Annotated in this window: 22 protein-coding genes; 7 read left to right on the forward strand and 15 right to left on the reverse strand. The window is 55.3% G+C overall.

Annotated features, from left to right (window positions below):
* Positions 1-73: 73 nt before the first annotated feature.
* The 9 genes from DYU11_RS27675 to DYU11_RS27715 all read right to left on the reverse strand — a co-directional run bounded on the left by DYU11_RS27675 (position 74) and on the right by DYU11_RS27715 (position 10,591).
* A complete protein-coding gene (locus DYU11_RS27675; RefSeq protein ID WP_119670983.1) occupies positions 74-694 on the reverse strand; it encodes a DUF4159 domain-containing protein in 621 nt (206 codons plus the stop codon).
* A gap of 22 nt (positions 695-716) precedes the next feature.
* Positions 717-1,394 (reverse strand): Uma2 family endonuclease, encoded by a 678-nt coding sequence (locus DYU11_RS27680; RefSeq protein ID WP_310589512.1) that lies wholly within the window; start codon positions 1,392-1,394, stop codon positions 717-719.
* A 149-nt stretch (positions 1,395-1,543) separates the two neighbouring features.
* Positions 1,544-2,893 (reverse strand): TldD/PmbA family protein, encoded by a 1,350-nt coding sequence (locus DYU11_RS27685; RefSeq protein WP_119670984.1) that lies wholly within the window; start codon positions 2,891-2,893, stop codon positions 1,544-1,546.
* A gap of 16 nt (positions 2,894-2,909) precedes the next feature.
* The gene (locus tag DYU11_RS27690; RefSeq protein ID WP_229366083.1) at positions 2,910-3,332 is read right to left on the reverse strand and encodes a putative toxin-antitoxin system toxin component, PIN family; all 423 of its coding nucleotides are present in this window, start codon (positions 3,330-3,332) and stop codon (positions 2,910-2,912) included.
* The gene (locus tag DYU11_RS27695; protein WP_119670985.1) at positions 3,313-3,531 is read right to left on the reverse strand and encodes a DUF8507 family protein; all 219 of its coding nucleotides are present in this window, start codon (positions 3,529-3,531) and stop codon (positions 3,313-3,315) included. The genes DYU11_RS27690 and DYU11_RS27695 overlap by 20 nt, the downstream gene beginning before the upstream one ends.
* A 13-nt stretch (positions 3,532-3,544) precedes the next feature.
* Positions 3,545-5,185, reverse strand: coding sequence for a TldD/PmbA family protein (locus tag DYU11_RS27700; protein WP_119670986.1), 1,641 nt, complete (start codon positions 5,183-5,185; stop codon positions 3,545-3,547).
* A gap of 150 nt (positions 5,186-5,335) precedes the next feature.
* A complete protein-coding gene (locus DYU11_RS27705; RefSeq protein WP_119670987.1) occupies positions 5,336-7,471 on the reverse strand; it encodes a M3 family metallopeptidase in 2,136 nt (711 codons plus the stop codon).
* A gap of 73 nt (positions 7,472-7,544) precedes the next feature.
* On the reverse strand, positions 7,545-8,861 hold the full coding sequence (locus DYU11_RS27710) for a TldD/PmbA family protein (RefSeq protein WP_119670988.1): 1,317 nt from the start codon (positions 8,859-8,861) through the stop codon (positions 7,545-7,547).
* Positions 8,862-8,947: 86 nt separating this feature from the next.
* The gene (locus DYU11_RS27715) at positions 8,948-10,591 is read right to left on the reverse strand and encodes a TldD/PmbA family protein (protein ID WP_119670989.1); all 1,644 of its coding nucleotides are present in this window, start codon (positions 10,589-10,591) and stop codon (positions 8,948-8,950) included.
* A gap of 220 nt (positions 10,592-10,811) precedes the next feature.
* Here DYU11_RS27715 and egtB point away from each other — a divergent pair, with 220 nt between their 5' ends.
* From egtB to DYU11_RS27730, 3 genes are all read left to right on the forward strand, one after another.
* Complete coding sequence (gene egtB / locus DYU11_RS27720; protein WP_119671036.1) at positions 10,812-11,993, forward strand: ergothioneine biosynthesis protein EgtB; 1,182 nt, start codon at positions 10,812-10,814, stop codon at positions 11,991-11,993.
* Positions 11,957-13,018 (forward strand): L-histidine N(alpha)-methyltransferase, encoded by a 1,062-nt coding sequence (gene egtD, locus DYU11_RS27725; RefSeq protein WP_119670990.1) that lies wholly within the window; start codon positions 11,957-11,959, stop codon positions 13,016-13,018. The genes egtB and egtD overlap by 37 nt, the downstream gene beginning before the upstream one ends.
* A gap of 108 nt (positions 13,019-13,126) precedes the next feature.
* Positions 13,127-14,668 carry a sensor histidine kinase gene (locus DYU11_RS27730; RefSeq protein WP_119670991.1) on the forward strand — a complete coding sequence of 514 codons (1,542 nt, stop codon included), beginning with the start codon at positions 13,127-13,129 and terminating at the stop codon, positions 14,666-14,668.
* Here the strand turns inward: DYU11_RS27730 and DYU11_RS27735 are convergent.
* The 3 genes from DYU11_RS27735 to DYU11_RS27745 are packed head-to-tail and all read right to left on the reverse strand — an operon-like array spanning position 14,653 to position 17,893.
* Positions 14,653-15,246 (reverse strand): biliverdin-producing heme oxygenase, encoded by a 594-nt coding sequence (locus tag DYU11_RS27735; RefSeq protein ID WP_119670992.1) that lies wholly within the window; start codon positions 15,244-15,246, stop codon positions 14,653-14,655. The two genes, DYU11_RS27730 and DYU11_RS27735, sit on opposite strands and share 16 nt — an antisense overlap.
* On the reverse strand, positions 15,243-15,653 hold the full coding sequence (locus DYU11_RS27740; RefSeq protein WP_119671037.1) for a response regulator: 411 nt from the start codon (positions 15,651-15,653) through the stop codon (positions 15,243-15,245). The genes DYU11_RS27735 and DYU11_RS27740 overlap by 4 nt, the downstream gene beginning before the upstream one ends.
* 2 nt (positions 15,654-15,655) lie before the next feature.
* Positions 15,656-17,893, reverse strand: a complete 2,238-nt coding sequence (locus tag DYU11_RS27745) for an ATP-binding protein (RefSeq protein WP_119670993.1) — start codon at positions 17,891-17,893, stop codon at positions 15,656-15,658.
* Positions 17,894-18,131: 238 nt separating this feature from the next.
* Between DYU11_RS27745 and DYU11_RS27750 the strand changes: the two genes are divergently transcribed.
* The 4 genes from DYU11_RS27750 (at position 18,132) to DYU11_RS27765 (ending at position 19,944) form a co-directional block, all read left to right on the forward strand.
* On the forward strand, positions 18,132-18,764 hold the full coding sequence (locus DYU11_RS27750) for an RNA polymerase sigma factor (protein WP_119670994.1): 633 nt from the start codon (positions 18,132-18,134) through the stop codon (positions 18,762-18,764).
* A gap of 122 nt (positions 18,765-18,886) precedes the next feature.
* Positions 18,887-19,219, forward strand: coding sequence for a hypothetical protein (locus tag DYU11_RS27755; RefSeq protein WP_119670995.1), 333 nt, complete (start codon positions 18,887-18,889; stop codon positions 19,217-19,219).
* A gap of 3 nt (positions 19,220-19,222) precedes the next feature.
* On the forward strand, positions 19,223-19,642 hold the full coding sequence (locus tag DYU11_RS33530) for a hypothetical protein (protein ID WP_199736808.1): 420 nt from the start codon (positions 19,223-19,225) through the stop codon (positions 19,640-19,642).
* Positions 19,643-19,722: 80 nt separating this feature from the next.
* Positions 19,723-19,944, forward strand: a complete 222-nt coding sequence (locus tag DYU11_RS27765) for a hypothetical protein (protein ID WP_147368054.1) — start codon at positions 19,723-19,725, stop codon at positions 19,942-19,944.
* A gap of 40 nt (positions 19,945-19,984) precedes the next feature.
* Here the strand turns inward: DYU11_RS27765 and DYU11_RS27770 are convergent, their stop codons facing one another.
* The 3 genes from DYU11_RS27770 to DYU11_RS27780 form a co-directional block, all read right to left on the reverse strand.
* Positions 19,985-21,403, reverse strand: coding sequence for a vanadium-dependent haloperoxidase (locus tag DYU11_RS27770; protein ID WP_229366084.1), 1,419 nt, complete (start codon positions 21,401-21,403; stop codon positions 19,985-19,987).
* A gap of 135 nt (positions 21,404-21,538) precedes the next feature.
* Positions 21,539-23,071, reverse strand: a complete 1,533-nt coding sequence (locus DYU11_RS27775; RefSeq protein ID WP_119670997.1) for a SusD/RagB family nutrient-binding outer membrane lipoprotein — start codon at positions 23,069-23,071, stop codon at positions 21,539-21,541.
* Positions 23,072-23,124: 53 nt separating this feature from the next.
* A complete protein-coding gene (locus tag DYU11_RS27780; protein ID WP_119670998.1) occupies positions 23,125-26,352 on the reverse strand; it encodes a SusC/RagA family TonB-linked outer membrane protein in 3,228 nt (1,075 codons plus the stop codon).
* Positions 26,353-26,864: the final 512 nt, after the last annotated feature.

The following is a 26,864-nucleotide window of genomic DNA, read 5'->3' on the forward strand; positions in this document are numbered from 1 at the left end:
AGCGAACACAGAGTTTATTAAGTTACTCTGCGACCTCTGCGTTTAGCTATGCCTCTCTGCGTTTCAGGTGTATTCATACGGTTGTCAACGCGTAGGTCACGATGTTGACACCAAACTTGGTATTGTCTTCGGCCAGAAAGCGTTTGTTACGAAAATCGTAATCCCACTCACAGCCATAATCTTTATTACTGTACAGCACCCCAATCCGCCCGTTGACGACGATCGCCTTGAGATAGTCATGCACGAGGTCGTCGCCCCAGCCGTTCAGTTCAAACGACGTAGTCGGCGGCCCCTCCTCGAACTTAAAAAAACAGGTATACAGCGGGTGCGTATTCGGTATGCGCTGCAATGCCTTCGGGCCGAACGTCCGGGCCATTTCCTGCTCAAACGATTTCGCAAACAGGCCGTCGATGTCGTGGTTGCAGTCGTCGACAAACACAAAGCCGCCGTTCTGAACGTAGCGCTGAAAATGGTCCCGCTCCTGACTCGAAAACTCCACCAGTTTATGCCCGCTCAGGTAGCAGAACGGACTCTTGAAAATCTCGTTACTGCTCAACTGCACCACCTTTTCCTTCTGATCGACCGGAATCGTGGTATACTCCACCAGCGAGTGCAGCAGATTGGTCGGCATCCGCTGGTCGGTGTCCCAATCGCCGGAGGTATACTGAATGCGGGTGAAGATAAACGGTCTCAATTTGACTGACTGAATAAGTGGGTTATTGCGCGGGCTTTGCCATCAGCGCCTGCAATGTCTCCATATTTGCTTTTTTGTCGAAAATAGCCCGTACCGGAATGCGAAAACCCGGCACAGTCACCGCTTCCAGCGTGTCATCTACGTATAGAACAGCTTCCGACGCGAACGCCATGGTTGATTCGTCCAGTTTATACTGCTCCACCGATTTCCGAACGGGGTCGATGATCCAGTATTCGCCAACGCCGTGAGCCGCGTAGTCTTCGAACTTAACCCCTCGGTCGCGGCCAACGGTGCTCTTTGATAAGACTTCAACGATTAAGTCTGGCGCTGGATGCTCCATCTGCTCATCGTCGAATGAAGCGGCCGTTTCGCTATTCCAGAAGCAGATATCCGGCTCGTAATCATTACGAGTCAACCCAATAAGCGCCTTTTCGGAGTCGACTGCACCTAGATCGTGGAGCATTACAAAGTTCAGCAATAGATTTTGCAGGTACTTCGTCGCATCCAAATGCCTACGCTTCACGGGCGAGTGCATAATGACTTCTCCGTTTATGAATTCAGCCTTCACATCATCGCGCAGCCACTCCCGAAATTCGCGACGGCGTTGGGCTTCATCAGCGAGAATGGCCTGCGCCCGTTCGATGACCAGTTTGGCATCAGGAGCTTCTAACAGATCGGCTACGCGGGTTTCGAGCATCATACGATGGAGTTTGTCTTTTTCGTCGCATCAGCGACCTACTATCTATAGCAATCAGTCGGCATTATTTGTTCCTCCGTCACCTGACAATCAACCGATGAACGCACAGTTGATTGTCAGGCGGCAGGGCTTACTCCGGCTCATTTTCAACACTATACCGCATCCGACAGACTCGTGAACGTAAACTCGCGAATCTTCATCGGCGGAATGAGGTAGTTGTTATCCGACTCAGTACTCACTACCCGCTCCGGCTTACCCAGCGCTTCGAGGTTGTTGAGCATAATGACCGGACTTTCGTTGAAGCGGAAGTTCTTGACCGGGTATTTTATCTGGCCGTTCTCGATGTAAAACGTTCCGTCGCGGGTCAGGCCGGTCAGGAGCAGTGTTTGCGGATCGACGGAACGGATGTACCAGAGCTTGGTTACGAGGATGCCCCGCTGGGTGCTCTTGATCATGTCGTCCAGCGATTGCGTCCCCCCGGCCATAATGACGTTGTTGGGAAACGGTACTGCTTTCACGCCCTTCTTCTGCGCCCAGAACCGCGAATAGGCCAGGTTTTTGACAACACCCTTGTCAATCCAGTTTACTTTTTCCTGCGGCCGACCGTCGCCCGACCAGGGCGACGCCGGCAGATCGGGGTTTGTCGGATCGGAGTAGATCGTCACTCGCTCGTCCACTATCTTTTCACCCAGCTTGGTTTTTCCGCCCGGCTTGCTCAGGAACGACCGGCCTTCATCGGCGCTCCGGGCATCCATGCTGAAGAAGATGTTTTCGAGCAGCACGGCTCCGGCCGTTGGCTCCAGAATGACCGTGTATTTTCCGGGCTCCAGCGCCCGCGCCCCAACTGAGCCCACGCACTTCTGAATGGCCACCCTGGTAGCGTCGGCCGTATCCAGTTTGGCAAAATCGCTATAGCCCCGCGTTACGTAACCCGACCCTTTTCCATCGTCGGTGCGGACGGTCAGCGAGAAGTTGACGTTCGTATCGGGGTAATAGGCAAACAGCCCTTTGGAATTCATCATGGCTGTGTAGCCCCGCCGGTCGTCCAGAAAGCCGGCCGCCGTCAGTTTGGCATTGCTCCCGCTCTCGCGGGTTAGTTGCAGGCTTTTCGCCACCGCTTCCGCCCGGGCCGCCGGATCCACTTTAGCCGTTGACTCAAAAAAACCATTTGTTTTCAGGTACTGCTGCGGACCGAGCATCCCAACGTATTCGGGATTTTCGGGCGCCAGCCGCGCCAGTTCTTCCGATCGGCGCACTACCTTTTCGAGCGAAGCATCATCGAACTCGTCGATGGTCGCTACGCCCACCTTTTTACCAAACGCTGACTGTACCTGCAGGTTCTGGTTGATGAGCGAACCACTCGTCGATACTTCGTTCCGGGCGTAGCGCAGGTTGCCCCGCTCTTCGCCGAGCAGGTTCACCTCGCATTCGTCCGCCTTTGAATAGCTCAGGACTTTTTGCAGGAGCGTTTTTGCTTCTGCCTCAGTGAGTATGATGGACATAACTGTATGAATTCGTTTAGTTAGCCAACCGGTCCTTGTAGCGTTCCTCAAATTGAGCTAACCTGATCCAATTGACTTTAGGAAATTCAATCTTCTTTAATACCTCAAAATGCTTATCGTTCGAAACAAGATAGTCGGCATCGGCAGCTATGGCACAATCGATAAATTTGTTATCGTCAGGATCATCGGTAATAAGATCAAAGGCGTAGAAGATCTCTATCCGTTCGGTTGTCGGCATTACCGTGATAAAGTTGATCACGTTTTCTGCTACGTCAACGCCATTTTTCTGCTCCATGATCTCACGGTATTCCATAAGAATATCAGTTGTAACACAGAGGGCAACCTTACCTGCAATAATGCTATCGAAAAGCCAGCGATAGGGTGATAGCCGACCAATTATGGCGACGAGAAGATTAGTGTCAAGGACGATGCGCAGCACGGTTGTGTTCATTCGTCCAGTTCACCATATCCTGTTCCGTTAAGCCTTGATCGGTCCAGACTTTATCCATAGCGTCAGATGCTTTCTCAGCAAAATAATGAGCCAGCATCATCTTGATTTCCTGAAGTTGTTGATCAGGTAAGTCGTTGGCATACAACTTTAACAACTCTACCTGAAGATTACTCAACTTTGTGGCCATAACCGTGACTGTATTATATCTTCCTTGCCGTATTAATCACATTCACGCCGTTAAAACGGGTGGTGGCGCTGCCGTGCGACACGGCGCTGACCTGCCCCGGCTGCCCTTTCCCGTCGAAGAACGAGCCCCCTAACCGGTAGTCGCGATCATCGCAGATCTGAGCGCAGGAGTTCCAGAATTCCTGCGTGTTCGACTGATACGCCACGTCCTTGAGCATCCCGGCAATCTTACCGTCTTTGATCTCGTAGAACAGCTGCCCGCCAAACTGAAAGTTGTAACGCTGCTGGTCGATGGAAAACGAACCGTCGCCGATGATGTAAATACCTTTCTTGACGTCCTTGATCAGTTGGTCGACCGAGAGCGGTTGCTTGCCGGCCGCCAGCGATACGTTCGCCATCCGCTGGAACTGCACCGACCCCCAGTTGTCGGCGTAGCAGCAGCCCTGCGACTCTTCCTCGCCGATGATGTGTACCTGATCGCGGATGGCCTGGTAGTTAACCAGCGTACCGTCTTTGACCAGATCCCACTTTTTGGTCTTCACGCCCTCGTCGTCCCAGCCGACCGCTCCCAGTGAACCCACCTGCGTTTTGTCGGCGAAAAGATTGACGATGTTGCTGCCGTAGTTGAAGTTTTTCGACTGCCACTTGTCCAGCGTTGCGAAAGACGTACCGGCAAAATTGGCTTCGTAGCCCAGCACCCGGTCCAGTTCGAGGGGGTGTCCCACCGATTCGTGAATGGTCAGCCAGAGGTGCGACGGGTCGAGAATCAGGTCATATTTACCCGCTTCGACCGATTTGGCCGTTAACTTTTGTTTCGCCTGTTTAGCCGCAGCCACTACGTCCTCCAGCATATCGTACCCTTTGTTGTAGCGGGTCGTGATGCCGGTCACCTTATCGGTGGGGTTAGCCTGCAGGTACTCATAACTCATGCCCATCGGCGCACTCAGCGAGTCGCGGGTTTCAAACTTACCAGACTTCGGGTCGATGGCCGTAACGGTAAAGGTCGGCCAGATGCGGTGCACGTCCTGGTCGACATACGAGCCGTCCGTCGACGCAAAATACTTCTGCTCGTTCACCATGAACAGGACGGAGTTAACGTAGTTGGCTCCGTTTTTCATGGCAGCTGCGTTTACGGTAAGCAGCAGGTCGGCCTTTTCTTTAATGGGTACCTCGAACGCATTTTTTTTGATCGGGGTCTGCCAGCTAACCTCACCGAAGCCTTTCTGCGGAGCCAGTCGCACCGGCTCTTTCATCAGCTTCGCGTTGGCTTTGGCAATGGCCACGGCATTTTCGGCCGCTTTGGCGGTGTCGCTCTCGTTTTTAGCGTCGACCACGGCGGCAAACCCCCAGCATCCGTCGGCGATAACGCGTACCCCTACGCCGAACGACTCGGTATTGACAATATTCTGCACCTTGTCTTCGCGCGTAATGACAAACTGCCGCAGGTATCGGCCAATCCGAACGTCAGCATAGGAAGCACCTTTCGATTTGGCCGCATTCAGCGCGGCATCCGCCAGGCGCTTCTTGACGGCTACGTCTATACCCGGCTCCAGCAAGGCTTCGGGAGCCACGGGACGGCCCCAGGCCGACAGGTTGGGCAGCATCACAGCCCCGGCTCCCATACCCGTTAATTGAAGAAAATCGCGACGATTCAAGGGTCGTATTGTGGTTTTAGGTTGGTAATTCGTTTGATAAAAGATGTAATTCGGCGTGTCGGCGTTGCATGCATGGTTTATAGTGTGTGGTTTGTAGTTGCGCTGCTCGATCGAACTACAAACCACACACTATAAACCACGAACCACAAACTACAACGTCTTATCCAGCCCCCTCCGCCGGAGCAACGGCCGGATGTCGGGTTCGGCACCGCGGAAATTCTGGTACAGCTTCATCGGCTCGTCGGTACCGCCCTTCTCCAGTATATTTTTCCGGAACGACAAGGCCGACTTCTGATCGAAAAGTCCTTTCTGTTTGAACACCTCGAACGCATCGGCATCCAGCACCGCCGACCAGATGTAGCTATAGTAGCCGGCCGAATACCCTCCCGCGAAGATGTGCTGGAAGTACGTGCTCCGGTAGCGGGGCGGAATCTGATCAATCAGGCCAATTTTGTCCATCGACTGCTTTTCAAACGCCAGTACGTCTTTCGGTGCCTGACCCGGTGCCAGGGTATGATACTCCATGTCCAGCAGCGAAGCGGCCAGGTATTCGGTCGTGGCAAAACCCTGGTTGAACAGGCTGCTTTTCTTTACTTTTTCGATGAGTGCGTCCGGAATAACCTCGCCGGTCTGGTAATGCTTCGCGTAGAGCTTCAGCATCTCAGGCTCCTCGGCCCAGTTCTCCATGATCTGCGACGGTAGCTCCACGAAGTCGCGGGGTACGGCCGTACCCGACTGGCTACCATACCGGACGTTCGACAGCAGGCCGTGCAAAGCGTGCCCGAACTCGTGGAAGAACGTACTGGTTTCTTCCAGATTCAGCAGGGCCGGTGTATTGCCCGAGGGCTTTGAAAAGTTGCAGACGATCGAGACAACTGGCGTCACTTTTTTGCCGTTTTTAACCTCCTGCCGGCGGTAGCTGGTCATCCAGGCCCCACCGCGCTTGCTGGCCCGGGGAAAGAAATCCATGTACAGAATGCCCACGTGGCGGCCGTCGGCTTCTTTGACTTCGTACGTAACCACCTCGTCGTGGTAGGTCGGAATGTTCGTCAGTTTTTCGAACCGCAGGCCGTAGAGCCGGTTGCAGAGGGTGAAGATCCCTTCCCGTACGTTGTCCAGCGACAGATACGGCCGCAGCTCCTGCTCATCGAGGGCATATTTTTCTTTGCGCAGTTTCTCGGCGTAGTAGCGCCAGTCCCAGCCGGCCAGCTTTTCGTTTTTCCCGGCGCGGTCCATTACGCTCTGCAGTTCGGCGGCTTCCTGTTTCGTTACGGGCACGGTGGCTGTCCAGAGCCGATCCAGCAGTTCGCGTACTTTGGCCGGGGTGGTGGCCATGCTCTCTTCCAGTACGTAGGCCGCGTGGTTCTCGTAGCCAAGTAAGCGTGCTTTTTCGGCCCGCAGCGCCACCATATCGGCCATGATCTTTTTGTTATCGCGCTCGTCGTTGTGGTTGCCCCGTTCGAGATACGCCTTGAAAAGCTGCTCCCGCAGCGCCCGGTTGTCGGCGTATTGCAGAAACGGCATGATGCTCGGATTCTGCAGGGTAAACACCCACTTGCCGGACGTTCCGGCGCCCGACAGGTTTCGTTTTTTGGCTTCCTCAGCAGCCGCGGCTACGACCGAAGCAGGCAGGCCGCTCAAATCCTCCTGTTTGTCGATGACGAGGGTGTAGGCATTGTTCTCGGCCAGTACGTTCTGACCAAACTTCAGCGTCAGTACCGACAGCTCGCCGTTGATTTTACGCAGGCGCTCCTGTTTTTCGGGCGACAGAGCGGCCCCGCTACGGACGAAGTTTTTGTACATTTTTTCGAGCAGCCGCTGCTGATCACCGGTCAGTTTCAGCTTGGTCCGCTGGTCGTACACGGCTTTTACCCGCTGGAACAAAGCCGGATCGAGGGATATATCGTCGTTGTGCTTTGCCAGTTTGGGTGCAATGGTCTGCGCAATCTTCTGGATAGCCTCGCTGGTGTTAGCGCTATTCAGGTTGAAAAACACTGTACTGACCCGGCTCAGCAGTTCACCACTGGCTTCCATAGCCTCAATGGTGTTGGCAAACGTTGGCGCAGCCGTTTGCTTGGTAATGGCCGTGATCTCGGCCTGATGCCGCTTCATTCCTTCCTCGAAAGCCGGCTCAAAATGCTCAGACTTGATCTTGTCAAAGGCCGGCACCCCGAACGGCGTGTCGTACTCCCCGAAGAAAGGATTATCTGCAGCCGGCGGGTTGTCGATCAGCACAAAAGCCGACAGAACTACGGTCGATAGCAGCAGAAAAAGCATACGTTTCATAAAGTAAGAAGTTTGTTGAAAAATTAATGCACCACCAGATTAACCTGGTGGTGCGGTCTTTAGAATTATACAGTTATACGGCGTCTGACAGGCTCGTGAACGTGAAGTCCCGAATCTTCAGCGGGGGAATCAAGTTACCGCTCACCCGTACCGGCCGGCCCATGGCTTCGAGGTTATTGAGCATGATGACCGGGCTTTCATTGAAACGAAAATTTTTGACCGGAAATTTGATCTGGCCATTCTCAATGTAGAACGTTCCGTCGCGGGTCAGGCCGGTGTATAACAGCGTCTGCGGGTCCACGAAACGGATGTACCAGAACCGCGTCACCAGAATCCCTTTCTCGGTGCTTTTGATCAGATCAGCCAGCGATTGTGTACCGCCTTCCATGATGAAACCCGACGGGGGCGGCACGGCTTTTACCCCTTTTTTCTCGGCCCAGAACCGCGAATACGTCATGTTTTTGACAACGCCCTTGTCGACCCAGACAATTTTTTCCTGCGGCCGACCGTCGCCCGAGTACGGCGAACCCGGAATGTCGGCGCTGGTAGGGTCAGAGTAGATCGTCACCCGTTCGTCGTAGAGCTTTTCGCCCAGCCGGATACCACCCCCTTTTTTGCTCAGGAACGACCGGCCCTCATCGGCGCTGCGGGCGTCGATGCTACGCATCATGTTCTGCATGAGATCGACCGAAGCGGCCGGTTCGAGAATGACGGTGTATTTACCCGGCTCCAGCGCCCTGGCCGACGTCGACGCCAGTGCCTTCTGCACGGCTATGTCGGTGGCGGATTTCGTGCTCAGTTTCGATACGTCGTTGACATCCCGGATCGCGTAGCCGGACCCGGTACCATCGGCCGTCCGGACCGTGATCGAGAAATCGACGGACGTGGCTGGATTGTACCCGAACAGCCCTTTGCTGTTGCCAATGGCTGAGAAACCGGCGCTGTCTTCGAGGTAGCCCGCGGCCGTCAGGTTCTTTTTGTTACACAGATCAATGCTGTCGAAGGCCGCCTGGGCCCGGTAGGCCGGGTCAATTTTTGCGGTGCTTTCTACGTACGATTTGGTATCAACGTACTGCTGAGGGCCCAGCGCCGGTACGAATTCCGGATTTTCGGGCGCCAGTCGTGCGATCTCCTCGGCCCGACGTACCGTTTTTTCCAGCGATGCGTCGTCGAACTCGTTGATGGTTGCCGTACCGGAGCGCTTGCCGAACACGGCCGTTATGCCCAGCGACAGGTTATTGGACTCGCCACTGGTCGAGACTGAGTTACGGGCGTACCGAATGTTGCCCGTCCGGCCACCGCCGAGGTTCACGCTCATCTCATCGGCCTTCGAGAACGATAGTACTTTATCGATTATCTTCTTAGCCTCTTCTTTACTTAAGATTGCCATTATTCGATTTGTAGTTTGTGGTTCGTAGTTCGTGGCTGAGTTGCGGCTCTCAACCGCAGACTTCAAACCACACCCTACGAACTGTGCTATATCTTCCGTCCCGTATTGATCACATTGACACCGTTGAAGCGCGTCGTGGGGCAACCGTGCGACACGGCACTAACCTGCGAGGGCTGGCCTTTTCCGTCGAAGAACGACCCGAAGGTGCGGTAGTCGTCTTTGTCGCAGAGCTGGGCGCAGGAGTTCCAGAATTCCTGGGTGTTGGCCTGATACGCTACGTCGTCGAGCATTCCGGCAATTTCACCGTTCTTGATTTCGTAGAACAACTGCCCGCCAAACTGGAAGTTATAGCGCTGCTGATCAATGGAATACGAGCCACGCCCGATGATATAGATGCCTTTATCGACGCCTTTGATCATGTCGGCAACGCTCCGCTTTTCCGTACCGGGCCGCAGCGATACGTTCGGCATCCGCTGAAACTGTACTGAACTCCAGTTATCGGCGTAGCAGCAGCCGTGCGATTCTTTCTCGCCGATGATGCTGGCCTGGTCGCGGATGGCCTGGTAGTTCACGAGGACACCGTCCTTGATCAGATTCCACTCCTTACACGGTACGCCTTCGTCGTCGTAGCCGACCGTACCGAGGGTGTACGGCTGGGTTTTATCGGCCACGATGTTGACCAGCTTGCTGCCGTAGTTGAAGTTCTTGGTTTTCCACTTGTCCAGCGTCGCGAAGGACGTACCGGCGTAGTTGGCTTCGTAGCCCAGCACGCGGTCCAGTTCCGTGGGGTGTCCGACCGACTCGTGGATGGTCAGGCCGAGGTGGTTGGGGTCCAGCACCAGGTCGTATTTGCCCGGCTGCACGGATTTGGCGGTCAGCTTTTCCTTGGCCTGTTTAGCGGCCAGAATCGCATCTTCGACCATATCGTAGGAATTGCGGTAGCCTACCAGCCCGTTGGGTCCGGGAATTTTTTCAGCCGCTGCGCCATCGAGGTATTCGTAGCCCATGCCCATGGGAGAGCTGAGGGCGTCGCGGGTTTTGAACCCACCCGCCTGCCGGTCAACGGCCGTAACGGTAAAGGTCGGCCAGATGCGGTGCACATCCTGATCGATGTACGACCCGTCGGTTGAGGCAAAATATTTTTGTTCGTTGACAAAGAAGAGATTGGACGTAACGAAAGCCGCGCCGTTTTTCATGGCCTCGCCGTTGACTTTCATCAGCAGGTCGATTTTTTCCTGCACCGGAATCTCGAAGGCATTTTTCTTAATCGGTGTTTTCCAGGTCACGTCACCTACGCCCTTCTGCGGAGCCAGCGTAACGGGCTCTTTCTGGATTTTAGCGTTGGCCTTGGCAATAGCGACGGCGGTTTCGGCGGCCCGGGCAATGCCTTCGGGCGTTACGTCGCTGGTGGCCGAGAATCCCCAGGTTCCGTTGGCCAGCACCCGAATACCCACCCCATACGACTCGGCGTTAACAATGTTCTGCACTTTGTTTTCGCGCGTGAACAAAAACTGTTGCAGGTAGCGCCCAATCCGAACATCGGTATACGATGCGCCTTTACTTTTGGCCGCGTTGAGGGCTACATCAGCCAGCTTTTTCTTCGTAGCAGCATCGGCCCGGGGTTCCAGCAGATACTCCAGCGGAACGGCGTTGCCCAGCACCGGAACCGATGCGCCCATCAGCGCGCCAATTCCCATGCCCGACAACTGCATAAAATCTCGTCTCTTCATCAATAGAATAGGTTATATTGTAAAAATCCAACTCAGTAGAAAATTTGGTAAGGATTCACCAAAACCGACGGCGAAACAAACAAACTCGTCTACAAATTTCAAATTTGGCTATAGGATAGATTAATTACAAAATAAATGTGATGAATGGGGGCAAATATTTTAAAACCCAAATACCCGTTTCAATGGTTTTATAGAAAGAATACCACGCTCGTCATTCATTATGCTTGTGCTTAACCCATCGGCTACTGATTCGCTCGTTGATCGTTACCAACGAGTCAGGGCTCATACCGAAGCCATTTGCCGCCACCTCGAAACGGAAGATTATGTAGTCCAGCCGACTGCGGATGTGAGCCCGCCCAAGTGGCACCTCGGTCATACAACCTGGTTCTGGGAGACTTTTGTGCTCGTCCCTCACCTTCCTGGCTATCAGGTGTTTCACGAAGATTTCAGCTTTGTCTTCAATAGTTACTATGAAAGTGTGGGCCGGCGCGTGCTACGTACCAGCCGCGGAAACCTCAGCCGCCCGACCGTTGCCGATATCTATCGTTATCGGGCGCATGTCGATGCCCACATGAGCCGGTTTCTGAACGAAGCTGATCCAGCCCTCGCTCCGCTCCTCGATCTGGGGCTCCATCATGAGCAACAGCATCAGGAACTGCTGATAACCGACATCAAGTACATTCTGGGGCATAATCCTCTGTTTCCGGCCATTGAGATACCGGTCCCGGACGATGCGAGCCAGGCAACCGGTGAAGCCGCGATGGTTCCCGAGGGCGTCCATACCATCGGGTACCAGGGCAATGGCTTCTGCTTTGATAATGAACTGGGCGTCCACAACGTCTACCTGAACCAAACCATACTGGCAGGGGCACTGATTACCAACGCCGAGTACATGGCCTTCATTGAGGCTGGTGGCTACCAGAACTTTCGCTACTGGCTGTCCGACGGCTGGGCTTGGGTCAATGCCCAGCACGTACAGGCTCCCCTGTACTGGCACCGCGTCGATGGCCACTGGTACGTGTATACCTTCGATGGGCTGAACCCGGTTGAGCCGGATGCGCCGGTTTGTCACGTCAGCTATTACGAAGCCGACGCATTTGCCCGCTGGCGGGGGGAACGGCTACCCACCGAATTTGAATGGGAAACGGCGGCCGTCCGGAACGAATCGTTTCGCTGGGGCCAACGCTGGGAATGGACCAACTCGGCTTACCTGCCCTACCCCGGTTTTACCACCGCCGAAGGGGCCGTCGGTGAATACAACGGTAAATTTATGAGTGGGCAGATGGTGCTCCGGGGCGCATCCGTTGCCACACCCGACGGCCATGCCCGGCCGACGTACCGCAATTTCTTTCAACCTGACAAACAATGGCAGTTCACGGGAATACGATTGACGAAGAACTAAAGGCACAGGGTTCGGGGTCTGACAATAAGGCATCAGCTGAACACCCGTCGCCCCAGACCCCGGGCCCCAACCCGCTGGCCGATGAAGTGCGGGCGGGCTTGACTCAAACTCCCAAGCGGCTGTCATCCCGTTTTTTTTACGATGCCGAGGGGAGCCGCATCTTTCAGGAAATCATGCATGCGCCCGAGTACTACCTGACCCGGTCGGAATATGAGATTCTGGATACGCACAAATCGGATTTGGTTACCCTCTTTGCAGCCGGCGGCTACGAAGTTGATCTGATCGAACTGGGTGCGGGCGACGGTCTGAAAACGAAGCTGCTGCTTGAGCACCTCTGGGAAAACCAGGTGGCGTTTCGCTACGTACCGGTCGATATTTCGGAGGATGCGCTGGAAGGTCTGGTCGGCACGCTCCGCCGGCAGTGGCCTTCGATGACCGTACGGCCGCAGCACAGCGACTATTTTACGGCCCTCGAACGACTCTCCGGCGAAACCCACCGGCACCAGACACCCACCCGGCGGGTCGTGCTGTTTCTGGGTTCCAACATCGGCAACTTCACCCGGACTGAGACCGTCACTTTTTACCAGAACATCAGCAGTCGGCTGTTGCCCGGCGACCTGGTTCTGACCGGCGTTGATCTGCAGAAACATCCGGCGGTGATCCACGCGGCTTACAACGACCGCCAGGGTCTGACCCGGGCCTTCAACCTGAATCTGCTCCGGCGCATCAACCGCGAACTGGACGCGAATTTTGACCTGTCGGCGTTTGGTCACTACGAAACCTACGACCCCGAATCGGGCGAAGCCCGCAGTTATCTGGTTAGTGAGAAAGCGCAGCAGGTCCAGATTCGGGCGTTGAACATAACGGTGCCGTTTGCCTACGGCGAAGTTATTCACACCGAAATCTCGCGCAAATTTACCCGTGCCCAGATTGAACAGCTCGCAACCGACACCGGGTTTGTGTTGACCGACTGGTTCACCGACTGCAAAGCGTATTTTGCGGACGTAGTTTTTCAGAAACAATAGGTTAGCCTGTTGCTAATTAAATACGATTACTGGGCAGAATCATCGGTGGGCCTGAACAATGTATCGATGAATATTCATTACATTTAGCTTCGTTTCGCCAGTGCGGTAATGTCACTAGTAACCACTAAATTCAGATTGCCTGCCGAGTCTACTGCCATTCTCGATCAATTACCGGACGGGGTAGCCTGCTACGAAGCCGTTCGCCATAGCGGTTCAATTACCGACTTCCGATTAACCTATGCCAATGCCCTGTTTCAGGAGCTGATACCGGCTGCGTTCCGGCTGGCTCCCGGCGAACAGATGCTGGCCGGCAATCCTGACAACGCGCCACGCTGGCAACCCCTGGTTGCCCGCTGCGTGGACGTAGCTCAAACCGGCCAAACGGTCAGCTATCCGCTGAGTACTTCGATTTTATCTCCTGCCGGTTTGCGGATTTCCCCGTTTGCCGACGGGGTACTCATTACGATCCAGGACGTTCCTGAGCCGGCGTCAGACGGTCAGCTTCAGTGGATCACCAACGTACTGAATGCCTCCCTGGGAAACATCTTCGTCTATGAAGCTATTCGGGACGAAACCGGCACCATTCAGGATTTTTACGTTCGCTACGCCAATGCCAATGCCGTTCGGGAGGTAAGGAACCACATGGACAAGGAAACGATCGGAAACACTCTCCTGGGCATTTACCCCCAATCGCGGGAGTTGGGCCAGTTCCCCCACTGCGTCGAGGTAGTGAACACCGGCGAACCTTTCCGCCTGGAGATCTACTATCCTAAACAGCAGGTCTGGTACGATACCTCAATTACCAAACTGAACGACGGCTGTATCGTAACGGGGCTGGAAATCACCGAACGGAAGCGGAACGAACTGCGGCTGAAAGAACAGAACGAACTCCAGCATCGGATGGTGTCCGAACTGCGCCAGAGCAATGAAAACCTGCGGCAGTTTGCGCAGGTAGCCAGCCATGATCTACAGGAGCCGCTGCGGAAGATTCAAACCTTTGGCGACATCCTCCGAAACCAGTTTGAAGACAACCTGGCCGATGGCGAACGCGACATGATTCGGCGAATTCAGCGCTCGGCCAAACGGATGCAGATGCTCATCAGGGATTTGCTGGCGTATTCGCAGCTGGCCTCCCAACGCGACCCGTTCCAGCCGGTGGCGCTGACCGAGGTAGTCCGCGACGTACTGAGTGATCTGGAAATCGCCATTTCCGAAACCAAAGCCTCCGTTCAGGTACCGAACCTGCCTGTCATACTGGGTAGTCCGTCGCGGTTACGGCAGCTATTTCAGAACCTGATCGCCAACTCGCTTAAATTCAAAAAAATCGACCAGCCGCCAGTAATCCAGTTTGATGCCCGTCCGGCTGAACCCGACGAACTGCCGGCCGATCTGCAGAATCAGCCCGCATCATCGTTCTGGCTCATCAGCGTCACCGACAATGGCCTGGGCTTTGACGAGAAATACAAGGACCGGATTTTTCACCCGTTTCAGCGGCTGCACGATACAACGGCCTACAGCGGAACGGGTATTGGACTGGCTATCTGCCAGCGCGTAGCCGAAAGCCACGGCGGCACCATCGACGTAAGCAGCCGCCCTAACGCAGGCTCTACGTTCAAAGTCTTTCTACCGGCTCATCACGACAGAACGTAGCGGTTGGCCACCGGTTGCCCTTGCCGAAACAGGTGCTGGTACGTAGTGAACGCCCGCCCGGCAGCCGCAACGACACGGTCTTCCTGACCAGTTCCCTGTTGCATCGCAAATTGGCCGAATGCCCGCCAGTTCAGGCCAGTGTCAGCACCATAGCCCCGGTAGAAACGAGCCTCTGCCAGCAAGGGCTGCAAGGCCGGACTTTGCTGGAGATAGTGCCAGACGGTTTTCCCACCCAGCATTGACCCTTCACCAACGTAGGCCGCTCCCAGCAGCTCTCCGGGCGACCAATCGGCGAAAACGAGCGCAGCCGCCGGCACCGGGACACCGAGTGCCGTCAGATCGGCCAGCAGCCAGGGCGTTTTCCGACGCTTCTCCGGCGCATACGCCTTAAAAAAATCGGGCTGGCCGCTGATAGCGTCTTCCAATGCCTGATGAAAAGCCAGGTGCGTGAGCAACAGGTGCACGTACTGCTTCGCCGACAGCGTTCCGCCACGGAGTTCGTCCGTATACAGAAGTTGTTCGGTCTGCTCGTGCTGAGGCCGGGTTTCGTCGCGTAGTCGTTCCAGAAGCGTTTTCATAGTTCGTTGGGTTGCGTATTGTCGTTCAGCCAGAATCGGCACAGCCGCTGAATAAGCAGCCCCGTAGCCTGATAGGTGCCGGGCTTCACCAGATAGGCGTTGATACCCGATTCATACGCCATCCGGATGTCGCTGGGGTTATCCGACGTACTAAACGCCACAACCGGCAACCGGCGGGTGCGGTCATTGGTGCGGATGGTTTCCAGCACGTCGAACCCGCTCACGCCGATCAGGTTTAAATCCAGCAGGACCAGCCTGGGGAGCGTTAGTGTCTGTTGTAGGTAATCAATGGCTTCGGAGCCACTATTTAGGATTGAATAGGTAATCGGCTCCTCAAGCTTCCGCAACAAACGACCGAAGATATCCGCATCGTCCGCGTTATCTTCAACGTATAAAATATCAACCATACTCAATCAACCGGATCAATCGGAAACGAAATAAAGAAGGTAGCCCCCCGGTTTGGCTCACTGTGGTACCAGATTTTACCCCGGTGTCGGCTAACAATACGCTTCACAATGGCCAGCCCTACGCCAGACCCTTTAATTGTCCGGGCGTTTTCCAGCCGCTTGAACAGATCAAACATTTTACCGGCTTCCTTCATATCGAAGCCGATGCCGTTGTCGGCTACCTGATACACCACCTCACCGCCTTTCTGCTGCCCACTGACCCGAACGTGCCCCTCGGGCCGTGGTCGCGTGTATTTGGCTGCATTTGCCACCAGGTTAGTGAACAGCTGCGTAACCATGGTCGGGTCGGCGTTGAACGACGGCGTATCGGCCAGGTCAATTTTCAGCGCCCGGTCTTTTTCGGAAATCAGCACCTCTTCCCGAATGCTTTCGAGCAGCTTCCGCATATCGATCGGCTCGGTGTTAATCTCCGTCCGACCCATGCGGGAGTAGTAGAGGATGTGCCGGATCAGCGACCGCATCTTATCGGTCGAATCCATGATCTTCTGAAACAGCGCCCGGGCGTCGGGATTGAAGTCCTGGCCGTATTCTTCGAGCAGGATTTCGGCGTAGCACCGGATCGACGACAGGGGCGTTCTCAGGTCGTGCGATACGGTGTAGCTGAACGCGTCCAGTTCCTCGTAAGCCGCCTGCAGCCGCTGGTTGAGCAGCCGGATCTCATTGGCCTGCTTGGTCACAATCTGCAGAATATCTTCCCGGAGTTTCACGGCCGCCGACACCTCTACTTCGGTCCAGGGTTCGGTCGTATTGCGCACCTGTTCGGTCCAGGCCGCAAAACTCTTGCGCGGACTTAGCCGCAGGTCGCCGTTGTCGGTTACCGAAACGGGTTTTTCAGGATTACCGGCCCAGGTCACCTGCCGAATCCGCTCCGGTTTGAACCAGAGCAGGTATTCGTTCAGCTCCCGCGATAGCTCGATGGCCAGCAGCCCGGCTCCCACGCCCGCATACGCTTCGGCGGGCGGATACAGCACCGGCAACTGGTTGGTTTCCATGAACGTATTCGGGTTGGCCGTTTTCAGCCAGGTTGTCAGCTCCCGGATGGCCGCTTCGTCGGGTGTTTGTCCCAGGTGATACTGCTGGTTGTTGAACAGCAGCACCAGGCCCGTGGCCGAATTCAGGTCGAGCGCTGTTATCTGCCGCTTGGTCAGCGCCCGCACTACGTCGTCGTCCGCCAGCAACTGCTCGTGCAATTGCTGACCGGACTCGCGGCTTTGCTGAAGCAAGTGCTGATCTTCGGCATCGCGCCGAAACTCAAGTGCCGCCGATAGTAGCTGGCTGACGAACCGGGCCGACTGCCGGGCCGAGAAATCGACGAACCGGGGCGAATAATGATGGCACGACATCAGGCCCCAGAGCTCACCGCGATACAGCAGCGAAATGCTCATCGACGCCTGAACGCCCATGTTTTTGAGGTACTCGATATGCACCGGCGAAACGGCCCGCAAGGTCGAATGGGTCAGGTCCAGCGGCCGATTTTCTGCCAACTCCGGGCTGGACAGGATGGCCGACGGCGTACTGCCGGCGTCGGCTATAAGCCGCACGAGGTTGATCTTGTACAGTTCGCGGGCCTGCCGTGGAATATCGGATGCCGGGTAATGCAGCCCCAGAAACGGTTCCAGATGCGGTTCCTTCTCTTCGGCAATAACCTGCCCGTGCCAGTCTGAACCGAAGCGGTAAACCATGACCCGGTCGAAGCCAATAATCTCCTTGACTCGCCGGGCGGTGTTCTGGAGCAGATCGGTAAGCTGGCGGCTGGACTGGACCTCGTTCAGCGCTTCGGCAATCAGCCGCTGGTTGTACGACATGTTCGACGTATCGCCGGCCGGTTCCCACTCCAGCAGCAGCAGGTCGTCGTGTTCGTGAATAATCAGATTGAGGAGCCGGCCACCAATTCTGACCTGGTGCGGGTTGATGGTATCCCAGGAGCCACTGCGTCGACCAACGTTCAGCAGTTCCTTCAGGTTATTGACGGGCAGGTCCGTTTTGGCTAGCAGCGTGTCGAGCGACTGCCCCAATAGTTCGCTGACGGATTGTCCAACCAGATCGGCCACGTTGGCGCTGGCGTGAACAATGGTGTATGTCTCCGGTTTGATGGCAACCAGATACCCGTGGGACTGAACATGACCCAATATGTGGATGGGCTCCTGTTCACAGGAAGTGATATTAACGTTGAGTGTCATAAACAATTGGAGCAATCTGAGCTGACTAAAAAGTAAGTAATCAGTTAAAAGATCACCACATTCGGCTACGTAAACGGTTTGCAATATACGTCTTTTTTCCCGACGATGAAATACGTCCTCCATCCCGACCGCTCTCCCCTTTCCGGCTCCATTTATCCCTTTTATTCAACCCGCCGACACCTTCTTTACAATATTTTCCTTTTGCTTCCGACTACCCTGCTGTATAGCAAGCAGAATCGTGAACGCACTACGTATCAACTTAACACTCAGCAGCTCCACGGCCGAAAACCCCGCTCCTGAACCGCCGAATGCCGCTTTAGGCGAAACGGTCCGGCGCGAACGGTCACGGCTGCTGGCGTTCATTCGCCGGCGGCTGCCCGACCCGGACGAAGCCGAAGACGTACTGCAGGACGTATTCGTGGAGCTGACCGAAGCGTACCAGCTCGCCAAACCCATTGAGCGCGTGGCGTCATGGCTGTTTGCCGTGGCCCGTAATAAAATTAGCGACTGGTACCGAAAAGCCCGGCCCAACGGGATGCAGACTGTTTCGCTCAACGCGCCCGACTTCGCCCCGGACGACGACGGCGAGGTGCCGATGCTGGGTCAGTGGCTGGCCGCTGCCGACGATACAGGTCCCGAAAGCGAGTTTTTTCGCGAAACGCTTTACGAAGCGCTCACGGAGGCCCTTGCCGAACTGCCCGCCGATCAGCGCGACGTATTTGTCAGGCACGAACTGGAGGGGCAAAGTTTCAAGGAGATGGCCGCTGAGTGGAACGTTCCCGTGAACACCCTGCTGTCGCGAAAACGATACGCCGTGCTGCACCTTCGCGAACGACTACGCGATCTGTACGATGACTTATTTAATGAGTGAATGAGCGAAAGAGTGAATTTTAACCAGCAGTATGACCGAATGTCGCTTTCAGGATAGCACTAATAATTCATTCTTTCGCTCATTCACTCTTTCATTCTTTCACTCTTTAAACCAACGAACCCATGTGGATTTTAAAAGGAATTGGATTGGCCGCGCTGGGTATTGCGGTGTTTTTACTCGCTACGTACGTAGTGATGCGGCTTTGGAACTGGCTGGTGCCCTCGTTGTTCAATGGCCCCCGGCTGCGCTTTGTTCAGGCATTGGGGCTGTTCTTCCTGGCCCGGTTGTTATTCGGATTTGGCTTCGGACGGGGTGGCTATGGCTATCGCGGCCAGCATAACCACTGGCGCCACGAACAGCACCGGATGGAACCCCGACCGGAAAAACAGAACACAAGCCAGTCGATTCACTATCCGAATTCGGGCAAAACCAGTACTTATCAAACGATTTACTAAGCAATGAAACGATTCTGGATTCGCCGGGGCTTACGGTTTCTCGGCTTTGCGATACTCTTTGTCGGCCTGGCCGGTCTGGCCGTCATGGCCCTCTGGAACGCGCTGCTCCCCAGTATCCTGGGTGTGTCGGCTATCAATTTTGGGCAGGCCCTTGGCTTGCTGGTCTTGAGCCGCCTGCTGTTCGGTGGCTTTCGGGGGTATGGCTACGGGCCCGGTTGGCGAAGGGGGCACGGCCCCCGCGGGTATGCCTGGAAGCAGAAAATGGCCGAACGCTGGCAGACCATGACGCCCGAAGAACGCGAACAGCTCCGGCAGCAGTGGCGCAACCGGTGTGGCGGGGGTCGCTACGGTCGCGAGTGGCGGGGGGCTCAGCCCGAACAAACCGGCCAGCCCCCGCAGGACCCAACCGAAACCGCCATCTGAGCGCAATTCCGTTTGCTCGTGGGGCGCGAACAATGCGCCGGGTGTCTCGTTACAGTAGAAACAAAACCAGAACGAATACCATGAACAGACGGATGATGGACGGCGACCCCGATAGCGGTGGCGGTCGGGTCGAAGGCGAAGGGACATTCAACGGTGGTATGACCACCGAACAGATGGCCGGCATGGAACCGCTGCCCGACGAAGAAGACAACGCCGATATTGACAGCAATACCCTCGGCGGTACGTCGGATACGGGAGCAGGGCCGGTGGGTGACGGCGAACCCGCTGACGCAGATCAATAAACTGATACGTCAAACGCCCGGCTGCGCAGCCGGGCGTTTGCTATTTTTTCCATTGGAGGGCGTTGATGTTGCCGCCGATGACCTTACCTTCCTTCAGGCCCGTATCGTTGTCCTGCTGGGTGTGGATTCCGCCCAGGAACCGCGAGTAGGCACATTCTTCGGCCGTTTCCCACAACGACGCAAACGTACGGGCTTTATATTCCACATTCCGACCAAAATCCTTCGGTCGGCCCACGTGTGAATTGTCGACCAGCCCGAAGTTTTCGCCGTAAAGGTCTGTCAGCACCGTGGCGGTTGCCGATGCCTGCGTAGCATGACCGGACGAAAACGCCGGGAAAGGGGGCTCCGGCCAGAATGGCGACCACGTTTTGTCCACATTGGCCCGGATGAACGAAGACGGCCGCTCGTTGTGATACGTGTACTTACACTTCCAGCAGTTGATGAACGCATCGGCCACGGCCATACCCACGCGGGCGTAGGTTTCAACCGCTTTGGCCAGGTTCGCCCCGGCAGTTCGTATCGTGATCGTAGCCAGGTTGTACGAGTGGCCCGGGGGCGTAAAGGTCTGACTTGGATCGTCGCCCCACCACATGGCAATTTCTTTCTCCGTTTGCGTCAGCCGAAGGTTTTTGTCGTAAACGGCTTTGTATAGTTTATAATACTCGGAACCAGGGCTGGTTGAATAGGGTGCCGGCGTTGGCATTTCCAGGCTACCATTTGCGGGGGCAAAGGTTCGGTTGCGGCCCCAGTACGGATGAAGCGCCCGCCGGATTGCCACCTGCCCATCGAAAGGTGGGCTCCATGAGCCGGGCGTCGTGGGCAGAACATACCCAATTGGAAAAGGGTCTTTGTAACCCTGATGCCCCCCGTCGGTTTTCGACCACTCATAAATGGCCGCTCCTACGGCCTGCCCGAACGCAATGGACCGGGCCACAACCGCTTTGTCCTTAAGCGTATCGCCATACGCCGTGCGCATCGCCATGTCGAGCGAATCAATGCTGGTTTTGTGGAACGCCGACGTGTGTTCGTACAGGTTTTTAAGCAGAACCGCCTGGGCCGCATTCAGGGCCAGCGGCCAGTTGTAGACGCTATCCGTTTTGGGCATCGGAAACTGCTTGATGCCTTTCAGCTGCCCCACCAGCGACTGCCGGTCGGCGATGCCATAGACGGTGGTTTCGTACATGGCCAGTCCCAGATAACCAAATTCCCGCGACGCGTAGGTCGGCGAGTTGCCGGGCGTTCCGGCGGTAATGCGCAGGGCCATATTGGCCCAGTGAACAGCCAGCCTGGCATCGTAGGTATTCGTAGATCGACCCTTTGGATACACCGGTTCCGGCTTGAAATCAGGCCCCGGGTCCGGCTCCGGTGAGGTGCACCCCTGCACCAGCCACACACCGCCCAGTACCCACAACCAGACGCCCGCCGGTTGCCCTATCCATCGAAAAAAATTCCTGGCCATACGCCCTTTAATGAGTTCCGCTGTTCTTTGGTAACAAGATACAATCTGCGCCCAAACCGTTGTAACGCAAAAGCAAAAAAGCAGGCTCAAATTATATGAACCTGCTTTTCACTCGCGCATGATTAAAAGGTATGACTATTGTTTATCCCACCAGACGCGGGTATCCAGGTTATCCGGCCCTTGGCGTTGAATAGCTTCAGTCACTTTAGCCAGGTTTACCGAAATTTCGAGGTCCGGGTACGACAACCGACGAATGAAATCGCCTTTGATCTCCTTGCCCGGATACGGATTTGGCCTCAGGGCTGGGAACCCGCTCCGGCGGAAGTTGGCGAACACCTCCGGACCGTTGAGGAACGATGCTATCCAGTACTGCGTGTTGATCAACTCCAGCCCTCGGGCGGCAACGTAGGGATTGGCCTGTAGGTAAGCCGTAATCGCGGCTGCCGGCACCAATGATGTGGCGTCATAATCACCCAGTTGCTGCATGTGCGCCGTTACACCGGCATTGTAGAAATCAGCCGGGCTACCGGTTGTCCAGCCCCGCTGAGCCGCTTCGGCCAGCAGCAACTGCGTCTGGGCATACGTAACGAAGAACGTAGGCGCAAACTGGCTGCCCATCCGCGTACGGTCCAACTGCGTATAATCGTAGAAACTCGCCAGCCCATCCCGGGTAGCCTGCGCCGGAATCGTACCGTTGTCGAAGCCGAGTGGCATGCCGATCTGCACCGCCTGGTCGCGGTTGGCACGAGCCGTCGTTTGCTCCGGACCACTCTTGGCTCCTACGTAGCGCACGGCAATGGACCCAAGCCGAGGGTCTTTTGTCGTTTTCAGGTAGTCGACAAAATTAGCCGTCAGGTAATAGTTCGCGGCTTCCGTCGAGTTGAGGGTAGCCCCTACCGGATTGGTATAGTTCGCGTTGTTCTTGATAACCGCGTTGTCGGCATTGTTCTGCATCAATCCACCCGCCACGGCTTTTTGGACCGTCGACTGAGCCAGGGTCGGATTGACCTTCACCAGACGCATACCGGCCCGCAGCATCAGGGAATACCCCAGGCGTCGCCACTTGATGATGTTGCCACCATAGAGTACTTCACCGGCTTCGGTCGCCTTCTTGTCATCCAGCGCGGCCGTGGCTTCGGTGAGTTCCTTCAGGATGTCGTTGTAGATACTTTCCTGCGTATCGTATTTGGGCGAAATATTCGCGCCGATAAAGCCAAGACCAGCCTCCGAATACGGCACATCACCGTACGAATCCGTCAATACCATCGATACATACGACCGCCAGATTCGGGACATGTTGTACAGGTTCGACCGGTTCGGATCGGCTTTGGTCTGGTTCTGTACATCGATCAGGTAACGCACAACGTCCCGGTAGTACCGCTGCCAGAGACCCGCATTTGGTCCGGTTGGTCCGCGGTTATCGATGTTAAAGTTTCCGCCGGCCAGTACGCCCGAGTTAGGCGAAAACATCTGCTGGACAATCGGATGCTCAAAGACCAGCGTCGACCCCGGGAACGTAGTGTTGATCAGGGAATTGTTAAACGTAAACACCGGGTTTAGCGCCGTAGCAGCCGTTGGGTTAACGTTTAGCTCATCAAACCCGTTTTCGCAGCTACTCGCGCTGAGAAGCAGCGCGGCCGTCGATAGTGTTAACAGTATTTTTTTCATAAACTATGGTTCGTTTGACTACCTGTAGGCGGTTGTTTGCCAACAGGTTTTTTTTAGAATCGTACGTTCAGGTTGAATCCAATGCTGCGCGTGGTCGGCAAACCCGTCGACTCCAGACCAACCAGGTTGTCGGAGCTAAAGCCGAATGACTCAGGATCGATATTGGGCACCCACTTTTTCAGGATGGCTACGTTGTTTGCCACAGCGTTCAGCCGCACGCCCTTAATGAACAGGGATTTAGGCAGGAACTTGGTAAAGTCGTAGCCAAGCGTAACCTGACGCAGCTTCCAGAAACCGGCATCATACACCACCTGCTCACCCAGGCTTTTCGAACGACCTACCGAATAGTAGTCCTGTACGGTAGCACGAACAGCATTTGGTTCACCTCGCTCGTTCACGCCAACGCCCACCATGCGGTTGTCCGGATCGCCCCGGCCAACCAGCGTTTCCTTCTGAAGACCGTGGCGGAACAGGTTCAGGTTCGTGCCCGACAGCATCTTACCCCCCAGTTTGAAGTCAATCAGGAACGACAAGCTGATACCGCGGTAGTTGAAGCTGTTGGTAATACCACCAACGTATTTCGGCAGGGCCGATCCGAATGAAATCGGCGTTGCCGTACGGTTAGGCAAGCCGTCGTTGCCGTGAATAATCCGGCCCTGGGCATCGCGTGCGTATCCGAAGCTGTATAGCTGACCCAGCGGCTGACCCACCACCTGGCGAAGGTCGCCGATGAATATGCCGTTACCAACGATGATCTGCTCCGGCTGACCGTCTTTGTTATAATCCTTCTCCGGCGATCCGTCGTCGTCGGTCAGGAGCTTCAGCAGCTTGGTTTCGTTATATGAACCGTTGAACGTTACGTCCCAGGAGAAATCTTTGGTCCGGACGGGGGCAAAGCTTAACAACAATTCAACACCCCGGTTACGGCTCTGACCGCTGTTAATCAACGTATTGGTGTAACCCGATGCGTCCGACGACTGGGCTGCTACGATCTGGTCGCTCGTAATCTTGTTGTAATACGTCAGGTCAACGCCGAACCGGTTATTAAACAGCTTCAACTCCAGACCTACTTCTGCTTCGGCCGTACGGCTCGGTTTCAGTGTAGCACTCGGCACGGTGTTCGACGTAATGAAACCAACGGGTTGTCCCTGCCCGGCGGGGTTCGGGAACAGGTTGGCCGCTACGGCGTAGAACAGGTTGTTCGAATACGGAGCTACGTCGCCGTCGCTACCTACCTCAGCATAAGCCGCGCGAAGCTTACCAAAGTTTACCCAGGCCGGCAGGGTGTTGAACGCCTGCGAAAACACGAAGCTACCCGTGACTGAAGGGTATAGGATGCTGCGGTTGCCCGGTGCCAGGGTTGAGAACCAGTCGTTACGGGCCGTGGCGTTGATGTACAGGTAGTCGTTGTACGAAAATTCGGCGGCTGCATACAGGGAGTTCACCTTCCGTTCGCTCAGGCCAAAAGTAGGATCTTTCACCCGGCCGTTCTGGGGGACGTACAGATCCCGCACGATGAAGTCCGTCACTTGCACGCTGTTCAGGTCGCTCCGCCGATATAGTTGGTTACCGCCGGCGTTGATGTTAACCCCGAACTTACCGAACTGGCGGTTGGCACCAATCAGGAAGTCAGCGTTGATCTCACGGAACCGACGAGCCTCCTGAACGTAAGCCCCGTTGACGAAACCGGCCGGAGCTGCTGCCAGCGACGCCTGACCAGTCGGGAAGTTATAGTCCTGATCCCGCGACCAGAAGTCCTGACCAACGCGGCCTTGCAGGTACAGCCAATCCGTGAAATTATACCGCGCCGTCAGGTTGCCGAACAGGCGGTCCCGGCGGATGTTTTCGAACTTGTTGTTCAGGACAAAGTAAGGATTGGTACGGTTCATGAACCGCGAGTACACGAACTCGTTGCCGGTAGCGGGGTTGATCTGATTGGCTTCCAGCAGGTCGAGCGGCATAGAGTTTGCCAGGGTATAAATTACCGTGGGCGTACTGTTGTCCTGCTGCGCAATCTGGGGCGGGTTTTTGTTGTACTCGTTCGAGTAGTTCATAGACCCCGTCACGCTCAGTTTTGGCGACAGGTTGTAGCTGAAACCGAGGTTGATCGTTTTCCGGTTGTAGGTGTTGTTGCGGGTAATGCCTTTGTTATCGGTATTGGACACCGACAGATTAAAACCGCCCTTCTCCCCACCCGACGAAACCGATACGGAGTTGGTCCAGGTTGACCCGGTCCGGTAGAATTTACGAATCCGGTCATAAACGGGCTGGTACGGCACCGTTACCCCGCCAAAGAGCACCTGCGTCTGTCCGGCGAACCGCTCACCAAAACTCCACACGCCCGAAGTCGGGTTAGGAGCGGTAGGCCGAACGCCGTACTCGCCCTGCCCGTATTCATACTGAAAATCGGTGAAATCCAGCGGCTGATCGGTCGTGAAGTTTGTATTGTAGATCACCCCGATCCCCTGCCCGGCGGCCCGGGTCCGCGTCGTAATCAGGATAGCACCGTCCTTCGCGCGTGATCCGTACAGGGCCGCGGCCGTACCGCCTTTCAGAACGGTCATCTGCTCAATATCGTCGGGGTTGATCGACGACAGACCATCGCCCCCGTCGGAGTAGTTCCGGTCGCGGTTACCAATGGAATTGTCGCCCCCCGTGTTCCCGTTGTTCTGGCCAAAGTTCGTGTTGTCGATGGGTACGCCATTGACGACAATGAGCGGGTTGTTCTGCCCCGAGAACGACGACTGCCCCCGAATCCGGATTTTACTGGTACCGGCGGCTCCCGTACCCAGACTGGAGATGTTTACCCCGGCAATTTTCCCCTGCAGGGCATTAACGAAGTTCACCGTCCGGTTGGTCGTAATCTGTTCGGGATTGACCGTAGCCGTGGCATACCCCAGGGTTTTGGCTTCTTTCTTGATACCCAGGGCCGTCACGACGACTTCGCTCAGGGCTTGTTCAGATTGTTGTAAGGTTACGGTAAGCGTGGCCCGGTTACCCACTTCCACCTCCTGCCCAACGAAACCAATGGCGCTGAAGATTAGGGTTGCATTCGCCGGGACATTCAGGGTAAAGTTACCGGAGGCATCGGTAGTGGTACCGGTTTGGGTGTTTTTAAGCAGGATGTTAACACCCGGAATCGCCTGCTGATCGGCACTCGACACAACGCGTCCGGTCACGCGCCGGTCCTGAGCGTAGCTCGTTGCCGACAATGCCAGCACTGCCCAGAGCAACAGGGTCAGTACACGGCCTTGTTTTGAAATAAAGTAGTGTTGCATCATGGGTTTGGAACATGAAGAATTAATCAAATAAGGCAATTTTATCTGTTTTTTTTACCAGAAATCAAACCTACTTAAAATTTACTGTAAAATCACATCAAGATTGTTAAATCTTTTAGCGAATATTTTATAAAATAATTTAGAAATACCCCTGACAGTCAATGATCTATATTTTAAAACGAGCACTTATTCTCTACCGGTCCTCCTTTGTACGTCGTGAGTGTATAGTAGTCAGTTATGTCAAAAAAGGCTCAACTAACTCGGATTTTGTAAGCGGCTAATTCGGATTTCTAAACATTTTTGTACTGTTTTGGCAATCCTGATGGTCATCCGGTCCGTATATATGAGGTGCCGAACCACCTTGTTCCGGCCGGACCAGCCTCTTATTTAAGAATGTAATGCATGGTATCATCCAGGTTCTGTTGCGAACAAAAAATGTAGATTGTGCTTGTGTCGAGAAAACCTTTCTCTTTACTTTCCACTGCAATCTTCAGAACCCATAACCGCGCCACCGT

Source organism: Fibrisoma montanum, from assembly GCF_003583365.1.
GTDB classification, from domain to species: domain Bacteria; phylum Bacteroidota; class Bacteroidia; order Cytophagales; family Spirosomataceae; genus Fibrisoma; species Fibrisoma montanum.